10 protein-coding genes and 1 tRNA gene are annotated in these 11923 nt (G+C 28.9%); all 11 read left to right on the top strand.

Features of this window, described 5'->3' with window-relative positions; translation table 11 throughout:
- The first annotated feature begins 13 nt into the window (after positions 1-13).
- Positions 14-877 (top strand): hypothetical protein, encoded by an 864-nt coding sequence (locus ACFQ1R_RS08830; RefSeq protein WP_379925791.1) that lies wholly within the window; start codon positions 14-16, stop codon positions 875-877.
- 222 nt (positions 878-1099) lie between these two features.
- On the top strand, positions 1100-1417 hold the full coding sequence (trxA, locus tag ACFQ1R_RS08825; RefSeq protein WP_379925790.1) for a thioredoxin: 318 nt from the start codon (positions 1100-1102) through the stop codon (positions 1415-1417).
- An 80-nt stretch (positions 1418-1497) separates the two neighbouring features.
- Positions 1498-2043 (top strand): ClpP family protease, encoded by a 546-nt coding sequence (locus ACFQ1R_RS08820; protein WP_379925789.1) that lies wholly within the window; start codon positions 1498-1500, stop codon positions 2041-2043.
- Positions 2044-2049: 6 nt separating this feature from the next.
- A complete protein-coding gene (locus tag ACFQ1R_RS08815; RefSeq protein WP_379925788.1) occupies positions 2050-2979 on the top strand; it encodes a DUF58 domain-containing protein in 930 nt (309 codons plus the stop codon).
- 79 nt (positions 2980-3058) lie between these two features.
- Positions 3059-3132, top strand: a tRNA-Asp gene (locus tag ACFQ1R_RS08810).
- Between the two features lie 539 nt (positions 3133-3671).
- Positions 3672-3863, top strand: coding sequence for a hypothetical protein (locus tag ACFQ1R_RS08805; protein ID WP_379925787.1), 192 nt, complete (start codon positions 3672-3674; stop codon positions 3861-3863).
- 314 nt (positions 3864-4177) lie between these two features.
- Positions 4178-6691, top strand: a complete 2514-nt coding sequence (locus tag ACFQ1R_RS08800) for a PAS domain-containing protein (protein WP_379925786.1) — start codon at positions 4178-4180, stop codon at positions 6689-6691.
- A gap of 99 nt (positions 6692-6790) precedes the next feature.
- Entirely contained in the window at positions 6791-7162 is a 372-nt protein-coding gene (locus tag ACFQ1R_RS08795; RefSeq protein ID WP_379925785.1) for a response regulator, read from the top strand.
- 2 nt (positions 7163-7164) lie between these two features.
- On the top strand, positions 7165-10356 hold the full coding sequence (locus tag ACFQ1R_RS08790) for a sigma 54-interacting transcriptional regulator (RefSeq protein ID WP_379925783.1): 3192 nt from the start codon (positions 7165-7167) through the stop codon (positions 10354-10356).
- A gap of 448 nt (positions 10357-10804) precedes the next feature.
- Positions 10805-11209 (top strand): PAS domain-containing protein, encoded by a 405-nt coding sequence (locus ACFQ1R_RS08785; RefSeq protein ID WP_379925782.1) that lies wholly within the window; start codon positions 10805-10807, stop codon positions 11207-11209.
- Positions 11210-11289: 80 nt separating this feature from the next.
- Entirely contained in the window at positions 11290-11745 is a 456-nt protein-coding gene (locus tag ACFQ1R_RS08780) for a response regulator (protein ID WP_379925781.1), read from the top strand.
- Positions 11746-11923: the final 178 nt, after the last annotated feature.

Here is an 11923-nt window from a genome sequence, read left to right as displayed (position 1 = left end):
AACTTCCCCATTTATGAAAACATTAAAAGTCTTATTAGTATTAGTAGCCATAGGGTTTATGTCCTGTGAAAGTAAAAGCACTTCAGATGATGATCTTTCAGCGTCATCAACTGTAAATTCAGAAGTTATTGTTGAAGATATTGAAAGCGTTTTAGATAATGTTTCCATATATTCAGATGCATCATTTGGTATAGGAATAACTTCAAAAACAGTTTCATCTTCAAAAGAAGCAGAAGCTGTAAACAAGCGTGGTCGTTCTGGGTTTTTTAAAGATTGTGCAGATATTACAATTGAAATAGCAAACGGTACTATAACTACAACAATTGCTTTTAGCGGTGAATGTGAAGATTATGATGGAAACATCATCACAGGAACTATTAAAAAAATTAGAGCAATTTCAGATACCAGTAAAGAACGAACACTAATTATTGAAAACTTAACCATCAACGGTTACGTAATTAATGGCACTAAAACTTATTTCTACACCACTAGTAATGATAATGGAAACCCTGCGTTAACCAGTTCTGTTGATATATCGGTTGAAACTGATGAAGGTACTATTACTAAAGTAGGAACAAGAACCATTGAAATTACTGCAGGAGCTGATACCGATTCTTGTTATGATGATGAAAAAACAATTACAGGCTCATCAACTATTACATTAGCAAATGGTGCTACCTTTACTGTAGAAATTACAACGCCTTTGATACAACCAGCAGGATGTCGATATATAGCTTCAGGTGTTAAACAATATACAAATGCAAATGGTACTGTAACAGTAGATTATGGTGACGGTACATGCGATAACATTGCTACAAAAACAGCACTAGATGGTACAGTAACCGAATTACAAATTGGAAAAAAAAGACATCATTAAAAAATATAATTTCTTATTTTTAAAAAGAGTTGTTGGTTTATAGCAACTCTTTTTTTGTTATCTTTTTTAAAGAATTACACATAAAAACAATTAAAAAACAAAGCAAATAGCCATAAACAATGTTAGTATAAAGAAAACAAATTGTTACCTTGTAAGCTTTAGAAAAAAAATTGACTAATTTTGCATTACAAATAGTAGATTACGAATTTAAAGACAAATATTATGGCATTAGAAATAACAGATGCAACGTTTGAAGAAACAGTATTGAAAAGTGATAAACCAGTTTTGGTTGATTTTTGGGCAGCTTGGTGTGGGCCATGTAGAATGGTTGGACCAATTATTGAACAAATAAGTGAAGAATACGAAGGTAAAGCAGTTGTTGGTAAAGTTGATGTAGATGCTAATCAAGAATTTGCTGCAAAATATGGCGTGCGTAACATACCTACAGTTTTGGTTTTTCAAAACGGTGAAGTAGTAGGGCGTCAAGTAGGTGTAGCACCAAAAAATGCCTATACAGAAGCAATTGATTCGCTTTTATAATCAATATATAAAAAGAAAACTTAAAAGGTTTGCCATTATGGTAAACCTTTTTTTATTTTAGATGAAAATTAAATTAAAAGATGAGTGATAAAATAAAAGTTCAAGATGCTATTGATAGCAAATTTATAGAACAACGCAAAGTGTTTTTGTGGGGACAAGTTGATGATGCATCGGCAAAACACGTAATAGATAGACTAATGTATTTGGATTCTTTAAGTACTTACGATATTCAATTATACATTAATAGTCCTGGTGGTTACGTTACATCTGGATTTGCAATTTACGATTGTATAAAATCTTTAAACAGTCAAGTTTCAACCATTTGTACAGGTTTTGCAGCTTCAATGGGTTCTATTATATTATCTGCTGGAGCCAAAGGAAAACGTTTTATACAACCACATGCACGTGTTATGATACATCAACCAAGCGGTGGCGCACGTGGGCAAGCAAGTGATATTGAAATTACAGCAAAAGAAATTATCATTACTAAAGAATTAAGCGCTCAAATATTAGCAGATAACTGCGGGCAAACTTTTGAAAAAGTAATGAAAGATTTTAACCGCGACCATTGGATGGGTGCTCAAGAATCTGTAGCTTACGGTATTGTTGATGGTATTTTAGGATAGATTTGTGTGAATATTCAAAACGAACTTAATAAAGCAGAAGGTTTTAAAAACCTTGAATTACTTGCAAAACAAGTAGTTGAAGGGTTTATAGCTGGTATGCACAAAAGTCCGTTTCATGGGTTTTCAGCAGAATTTGCAGAACATAAAATATATAATAAAGGCGAAAGTACCCGCCATATAGATTGGAAGTTGTTTGCAAAAACAGAGAAACTATACACCAAGCGTTATGATGATGAAACTAATTTACGTTGTCACATCATAATTGATAATAGTAGCTCGATGCATTACCCTGAAATGCGTTCGTTTTCAATTGAAAACCTTAATAAAATTGCATTTTCAGTTTTGGCTTCAGCTTCGTTAATGCATATTTTAAAAAAGCAACGCGATGCAGTGGGATTGAGTATTTATAGTGATGCTTATGATTATTATGCACCCGAAAAAGGCAGTGAACGCCATCATCAAATGCTATTAAATCATTTAAATGAAGCAGTTGTTTCAAAGGCATCAAATAAGCAAACTGAAACTTATAAGTATTTGCATGAAATAGCCGAAAAAATTCATAAACGTTCCATGATTTTTTTGTTTACCGATATGTTTCAAACCTCAGAAGATGAAATGAAGTTGTTTGAAGCACTTCGACATTTAAAATATAACAAGCACGAAGTTATTTTATTTCATGTTTTTGATAAACAAAAAGAGCTATTTTTTGATTTTGACAACAAACCAAAACGATTTATAGATGTTGAAACAGGCGATTACATCAATTTATATGCTGATGGAATAAAGGAAAATTATAATCGTGCTGTAAGCAATTATTTTGAAGCTTTAAAACTTAAATGCCTGCAATACAAGATAAAATATGTAGAAGCAGATATAAATAAAGACTTTAATAATATACTAACAACCTATATGGTTGAGCGAAAAAAGTTTGTTTAAAAAAAATGTTTAAAAAAACCTAAAAAAAGGTTTGAGATATTAAAAAAGGCGTGTATATTTGCAACCGCAATAAAGCAACGGTCTGGTAGTTCAGTTGGTTAGAATGTCGCCCTGTCACGGCGAAGGTCGCGGGTTCGAGTCCCGTCCAGACCGCGAAAATTGCTAAAAAGCTCTAAGAAATTAGGGCTTTTTTTGGCAACTTAAAGAAGTTGTGTTGTTCCCGAAGTAATTCGGGAAAGTAGTTTACCAAAGCAATTTGGTATTCCAATGAGAAGCTTTCCTTTTTTCTATCTAGAAAATCGGGATGCTTTTTTGTTTTATAATAGTTTCTTAGCAACTAAAAATAAGTTAAATAAGATTTTAGTTTTTTCTTACAAAATCAAAATAAATATAAGATATGAACCCAAAATACATTTTTTGTAAAAAGCCATTTATCTTGTTTTTTTTTAATTATCTGTTGTTTATTGTAAAAATGATGATATTGATGATGGGAAATCAAATCAAATAAAAAAAGCAAAAAACGATGATGAGTTTGCTATTTATATTTTTGGAGTAAATATTAAAGCAAATTTTATGGTTACTATATTGGGCTAAAGCGGAGTTGGAATAAAAGATACTAAGGTTTTCTATTGGAAAAGAAACAGTATTTACAGACCATAATGATGTTTTTGTAATCAATAGTGCAAATGTTTATGAGAATTTTTGCATTTATAAAAGTAGCTAAAGAAAGCTATATTGAGGGAAGTAGAAGTATAGCCCCTATTTTAAACGAAACTAATAATATTCAAATTACTTTATTAAAAAAGAATATTATAGGTGCTGTTAATTCAAGAAATGCGTCTTCCATATCATTACCTAATGGTTTAAAAATAGAATTTCAATGAGTGTTTTAGAAAGAACAAAGTACAGCTATTAAATCTGGCAATTATTATGAGGTAGAAGTTATGCATTTCAGTTGGTTGAATTGTGCGCTCCAATAGAAACCATTAAAGCTTGTATTTCTGTGAAATTTGATGATGGAATTGACATTTCCAACACTTATATTACTGTGTCAAGAAACTTAAAAAACAAGATTTGTTAAAATAATAAGAATAATTGGATACTAGTAAAATAATTAGTAGATAAAAATTGAAAATAAAAAAATAGTTAGTAAATTACTAAATTATCAAAATAAAATTCCATTTGTTTTTTGTTTATCATGAAAAGTAATGCATTATATCTTTTTTTTAAAAAACCTTTAAAAGCCGGTTTTTCAGCATTTATAATATTACTTATTATTTCTCAATTTATTGCCTATCAAAAGTATTTAATAAATGAAAATGAAGAAAAAAAAGCAATAAACAATCAAGTAAACTTAATTAAAGAAAAACTACAAAGCCTAGTTATGTACAGTTATACAGCCACAAAAACTTTGGCGTATATAGTTGAACGAAATGGTATACCAACCGATTTTGATAAAATTGCAATAGAATTATTAGAACGAAACAAATATTTTGATGTAGTAGAATTAGTAGATGGTAATGGGTTTATAACACATGTTTACCCATTAAAAAATAATAACGTAATTGGTTTTAATATTATCACAAGTGCAACAGCAAGTAGTGGCGCACTGGCAACTATAAAACGAAAAGACTTTTTTATAGCAGGTCCAGTTAATCTAAGACAAGGCGGTGTAGGTATGATAAGCAGGCAGCCCATTTTTATAAACGGTAAATTCTCTGGTTTTTCAGCAGTGGTTACAAAACTGTCCACCTTTTTTTCCGATTTAAATATAAATACCTCAATAGATAATCATTTTATTTACCAATTATCAAGAGTTAATCATAAAACAGGAAAGGAAGAATTCTTTTTAAAAAACAATGTTGCTTCTTTTAAAAATTTTGCCGTACCAATAGAAATGGCTTTTGGAGAATGGAAATTATATGTTGTTCCAGCAAAACAACCAATTAATACAGCAATATGGTTTTCGTTATTTGGGTTTTTATTAACATTAATAGGTAGTTGGAGTGTATGGTATTTTGTAGGGCAATCAGATCGATTTGAAAAACGAGTTAACATTAAGTTACATCAACAAGAATCGCAGTTAAAAAAAATTCATGAAACAACCAGTCAGCGCATAAAAAAAAGTGAGTCTAGTTTAAATAAAGCACAGCAAATAGCAAAGCTTGGTAGTTGGGAATTTGATATTGAAAAAAGTAAATTATCATGGTCTAAAGAAATGTTTAGAATCTTTGAAAAAGACCCTAAGTATTTTAAAGTTACTCAGCACGCTTTTTATAAAACCATACATCCAGAAGATAAAGAGATGGTATTAAAAACATTCAAAGATTCGTTAAAAAACAACAAACCATATAAAATTATTTACAGATTAAAGTTTGATGATAAAAAAATAAAATATGTTCATGAACAATGTGAAACTTTTTACGATGAAAACAAATACCCTAAAAAATCATTTGGCACAGTACAAGATATTACCGACAGAAAAAAAATTGAAGAAGTATTAAAAAACAGCGAGCTTTTATACAGAAGCCTAACCTCTAATGCTCCAGTGGCTATTTTTAATGTAAATAAACAAGGTGATTGCACTTATGTAAATGAAGAATGGATGAAGTATTCAGGAATGAGTTTTGATGAAGCAATGGGAAAAGGTTGGCAAAACGCGTTACATCCAAACGATAAAGAACGCGTATTACAAGAATGGCAAGAAACAATATTAAATAATAGAGAGTTTAAATCTGAATTAAGATTTCAAGATGCAAATGGCAAAACAACGTGGTTAGTAGCAAAAGCAACAAAGTTATTGGATGCAAATAATAACTTGTATGGGTATATAGGTATGGCATCAGACATAACAGAAAGAATTAATAATGAAAAAGAATTGTTAAACTATAAAAACAATCTTGAAGAATTAGTGAATTTAAGAACAGAAGAATTAAATGAAGGTAAAGAAGCTTTATTAAATTTACTTGAAGATTTAAATTTTCAATCACAAGAATTAGAAAAAGAAAAAGTAAAAGCACAATCTGCCGATTTAATGAAATCAGCCTTTTTAGCCACCATGTCGCACGAGTTAAGAACACCAATGAACTCAATTATTGGATTTACAGGCATCCTTTTAAAAGAATACGCAGGACCTTTAAACCAAGAACAAAAAAAACAACTTTCAATGGTTAAAACCAGTGGAGAACACTTATTAGGGTTAATTAATGATGTGTTAGATATTTCTAAAATTGAAGCAGGAAAATTAAAAGTTTCAATTTATCCTTTTAATTATTTAAAAACGTTACAAAAAACTTTAGACTTCCTATTGCCACAAGCCTTAAAAAAAGGGCTTAAATTAAAAACAGAAATATCAAAAATAAATATAACCCTAAATAGTGATGAGCGCAGGGTAGAACAAGTATTACTAAACTTATTATCTAATGCTATTAAATTTTCAAGCAAAGGAAATATTACAGTAAAAGTAGATGTGTTTGAAAACACACTCGTTACTCAAGTAATAGATCAAGGTATTGGTATTAGTGAAAAAGACCTTAACAAACTATTTATTCCGTTTATACAGTTAGATAGTGGTTTAAGCAGAAGCCATGAAGGTACAGGCTTGGGATTGGCAATTTGCAAAAACTTAGTAGAGAAATTAGGAGGAACAATACAAGCTACAAGTAAAAAAGAAGTTGGCAGTAATTTTACTTTCAAATTACCATTAGAATAAAAAAGTAAATTCACTCACTATTTAATACTCTTTTATCAAGTATTTTCTTATATTTAGTAATTAAGCGTTTAGTTACAAAACACATAAAATATTTATTCTATGAAATCAACTATTTTAATAATTGAAGATAATGAACAAAATATGTACATGTTGTCTTATTTACTAGAGAAAAGTAATTACATTATAATAAAAGCATTTAACGGAGTGGAAGGATTAAGGTTAGCGCATGAAAATAACCCTCAAATTATATTAATAGATATCCAGCTTCCAGACATGGATGGCTATGAAATATGTAACAAGTTGCGGCATAATGGGCTTCCTAAAACAACAACTATCATTGCCGTAACGTCTTACGCCATGGGAGGCGATAAAGAAAAAGCTATTGAAGCAGGAGCTGATGGCTATTTAGAAAAACCAATTAATCCTGATACCTTTGTAATTCAAATGGAAAGCATTATTAAAGGAAAATAAAAATGAATAAGAAAACTGTTTTAATAGTGGATGACACTTATGAAAACCTGTACTTGCTTAAGGTAATACTAGAAGAAGCTGGGTTTAATGTTGTTGAGGCTTATGATGGTCGTGAAGGGCTTAAAATGTTACACCAAAATGGAAATGTAGATCTTATAATTTCAGACATTTTAATGCCAATAATGGACGGCTATTTATTTTGTCAAGCATGCAAAAAAGAAAAATTATTTAAAAATATACCATTTATTTTTTACACTTCTACATACACAGAAAAATTAGATGAAGACTTTGCCTTAAAATTAGGAGCAGCACAATTTTTAAGAAAACCAATAGACCACGATCAATTGCTTTTTGTTATAAACGAAATTTTCGACTCAAAAAAAGCACAAGTAAAATATTCCAAAAAAGCAAGAATTTCAGAGGGTGAAGTATTAAAACTTTACAGCGAGCGATTAATTAACAAACTAGAACAAAAAAGTTTAGATCTAGGGCAAGAAGTAATGGAACGTAAAAGAGTTGAGCAATTATTAATTCATAAAAATGAAATATTAGATTTAATAGCTATAAATACACCATTAAACATCATTTTCGACAAAATATTGTTAAATTACCAATCTATCCACCCAGAATATTTTGGTTCTATAAGTTTACTTGATATTGATGGAATTCATATAAATTTAGAATCTGCACCTTCAATGCCAGAAGCTTACAATATTGCTACAAAAAAAATAGCAATTGGCAAAAATGTTGGTTCCTGCGGTGCCGCAGCATTTACAAAAAAACCAGTAATAGTCTCAGATATAAGTAACGATGCACTATGGAAAGATTATAAAGATTTAGCAAAAAAACACAACTTAAAATCTTGTTGGTCATTACCTATTATATCTCAAAATAACGAACTATTAGGAACATTTGCAATTTATAGTAAATCTATAAACACACCTTCTTTAGATGATATTCAACAACTCAATTTTAGTGTAAGTTTAGTAACAATTGCAATTGAAAAACTTAAGATAGTTACAGAAATTAAAAAGAAAGATGAAGCTTACAAGGCATTAATAAATCAAGTAACCGACCCTATCATTACATTTTCTTTAGATGGAACAATACATGAATTTAATAGTGCTACATATACTAATTTAGGATATAGTAAAAAAGAGTTTTCAAACTTAAAAATACAAAACTTAATTGTAGGCAATTTAGTAGTAAATGAAGCTGTCTACAAGCAAATACTTAAAGGAAAATCTGTAATTTTTATAAGGCAGTTAATGCGTAAAGATAAAAGTATATTTGATGTAGAAATATCTGCAAAACTTCACCAAGACGGTCGTATAGTTGCAATTGCGCGCGACATTACCGAAAGGCAAAACAATTTAAAAGCATTAAAAACCGCAAAAGAGTTTTCAGAAAATCTTGTTAAATCATTAAGATTAGGGCTGGTTGTTGTTAATAATATTGGCGAAATAATTGATGTAAACCCAGAATTTTGTAAAATGTTAGGTTTCAAACGATCTGAATTAGTTGGAATTAAAAGACCATTTCCTTATTGGTTTCCAGATCATTATGCAAAATTAGAAGAAGCCTTTTGTAAAACATTAAAAGGTGTGGTAGGAGAGTATGAATTTAAATATATTCGAAAAAATGGTGAATGTTTTCCGGTTGCATTAAAAACATCTATAATAAAAGATGATAAAGATGTAATTCAATTATTTTTTGCAACAATTGAAGATATTTCCGAACGTAAAAAAGCCGAAAAAAAACTTCAACTAAGTGAAAAATCTTTAACTGAAGCACAAAAAATAGCAAAAATAGGAAGCTATAACCTAAACTTAAAAACCCAAAAAGCCCAAACCTCTATTTCGTTCAATAAAATAGTTGGTGTTGATGCAAATGCTGAATTAACATTTTTTGATTGGAGACAAATAACACACCCAGAAGATACACCAACTAACCAAAAAACCTTAGAACAATGTATCAAAACAGGCGAAAAATTTGATTTACAATACAGAATTCTAACAAATGATAAAAAAGAATTAAAATGGATTCATGGATTAGGCGAGGTAATTTATGAAGACGGTGAAGCTGTTAACTTTTTTGGAACTATACAAGATATAACCGAACGTAAATTGATAGAAAATGAAATTGCTAAAACCAATGCGCAGCTTGTTGTAGCAAACAAAGAGTTAAATACTTTACGAAACCAATTAGAACAAGAAAACATTTACCTTAGAAATGAAATAAATCTAGTGTTTAATCACGAAGAAATGGTATATGGCAGTTTAGAGTTCAGTAAAGTTTTAGCAGAAATAGAAAAAGTAGCACCTACTACCGCAACTGTATTATTACAAGGAGAATCTGGAACAGGTAAAGAATTGTTGGCAAGAGCAATACACAATAATAGTTTAAGAAATAATAAACCATTAATAAAAGTAAATTGCTCTGCAATACCCAGAGAACTAATGGAGAGTGAACTATTTGGGCATAAAAAAGGATCTTTTACAGGAGCAATTAGTGACAAAGCTGGAAAATTTGAATTGGCAGATGGCGGCACATTGTTTTTAGATGAAATAGGCGAGTTGCCCTTAGATATGCAACCAAAAATTTTAAGATTTTTACAAGAAGGTGAAATTGAAGTTGTTGGAGGAACAGAATTGAAAAAATTAGACGTTCGTGTTATTGCAGCAACAAATAGAAATCTTAAAGAAGAAATAGAAAAAAAACTATTTAGAGAAGACCTCTTTTTTAGGCTAAATGTTTTTCCTTTAGAAGTACCTCCTTTAAGAAAACGAAAAGACGATATTCCTTTGTTGGTAGAACATTTTGTTGATAAATTTAATAAAGCCTACACAAAAAATATTAAATACATTTCAGACGAAGCAATGTCTCTATTAAAAGAATACGAATGGCCAGGAAATATTCGAGAATTAGAAAACTTAATAGAAAGAGCTTCCATATTGGCAACCAATGAAACTCTTATTATCCCTGGTTTTGAATCGGAAAGTCAAAAATCAAAAAAAACAATCCGTAATAATAATTTATCATTAGATTTTATTCAAAAAAACCATATTCTACAAGTGCTTGAGCAATGTAACTGGAAAATTAGCGGTTCTCAAGGTGCTGCAGTTTTATTAGATTTAAAACCTAGTACATTACGAGATAAAATGACTAAACTTAATATAGTCAAACCAATTTAAAATTCACGAAATACCGCTATTCCAAGATTTAAATTTAATTCATCTAACGAAATACCGCGACTTGCTTATAAAATGTTTTTCATATAAAATATTTTAATTATTTGAAAATCAATTTATTAATATCATTCTAAAGTCTTTCATTTACTTTGGCATATCAATTGTCTTAAGTTTACTAGCTGTAGAATAAACGTAAAGCTAAATTTTGCTTGTATTTGAAAAAAATGATAATTCTACATTAACAGTAAATACTCAATATATAGATGCCAATAACTAAATTTTGGAAAAAATATAGAGTTTTATTTTTTTAAAAGAATTCAAGTATTTAAGCAAATATAATTTAAATACCATTATGTAGAAAGTCATATTATATACAAAAACAAAACCTATTTTTAAAATCTTTTGCCTAAAAAAATACTTTTTAAAAACGCCAATTTTAATTAAAATCAAAATGGAAACAACAAAACATCATATGTGGCGACTTTACCCAGATATTGCTATATCAAAATTTATTACAAAAAACATAGCATTTTCTGTATCCGATAAGAATGGACGCATTGTTTATGCCAACGAAAAATTTTGTGGTATTACTGGACGTAAAGAAAATGAACTTATTGGCGTTGAAAATAGTTTATATTCAGCAACTCATCATAAAGATCTTTTTTATAAACACTTATGGCATACAATAGAACAAGGTTTGATATGGAATGGTATTTTAAAAAACACAACAAAAACTGGCAAAAAAATTTATTTAGAAACTACTATAGTTCCAATAAAAGATGATGATGGTAATATTGAAAGCTATGTTTCTATGTTTTTAGATGCTTCGGAAATAAAAACTGAAGCTGTAAAGTAGTTCGGTTTTTTTTAATAATTAAAAAAAATTAAGTTTTAAAAATTTAGATACAAATATCCTACTTAATATAAATTATAAATATGATACCAATAAAAAATGTAATGTTGATAGATGACAATAAATTAGATTTATTTGTCAACCAAAGAATACTTAAAACGTATCATAATAACATAAGAGTTATACATTACCAAAATCCTTTGTTAGCTTTGAAATACCTCCAAATTTCATTACTTAAAAATAATTTAAATCATTTTACAAGACCCAATGTTTTGTTTTTAGATATAAATATGCCTCAATGTACAGGTTTTGAATTTCTTGAAAAACTAATTAAGCAAAATCAATTAGAAATTCAAAATTTAAAAATTTACATACTTTCTTCGTCAACAAGTCCTAAAGACATAAATAAGGCAAAGTTAAATCCAATATGTTCAGGTTATATAAATAAACCTCTAACTATTGAAAAACTTCATGAAATACTCAATATTAATAAGTTGAATTTAAATAAACGAATAGTTTTAAAAAGGTTAAGTATATAGTTTTTAAATGGTATATTTTAACTTAAGTATTTTTTTAAACACGCTAAATTTCTTTTTAAAATGAATTTCGTATGCAACTAATATTTTTAGTAAGCAACTAGGCTAAAATTAGTTAATATTCTAAAATTTATTTTATTTGTAAAAAATAAACTACAAATAAATATGAGATTATAAAAAA

Origin of the sequence: Mariniflexile jejuense (assembly GCF_042675665.1) — a bacterium.
Lineage (GTDB): Bacteria > Bacteroidota > Bacteroidia > Flavobacteriales > Flavobacteriaceae > Mariniflexile > Mariniflexile jejuense.
The sequence above is the reverse complement of the archived record's forward strand: the minus strand, read 5'-3'. Positions and strand labels throughout refer to the sequence as shown.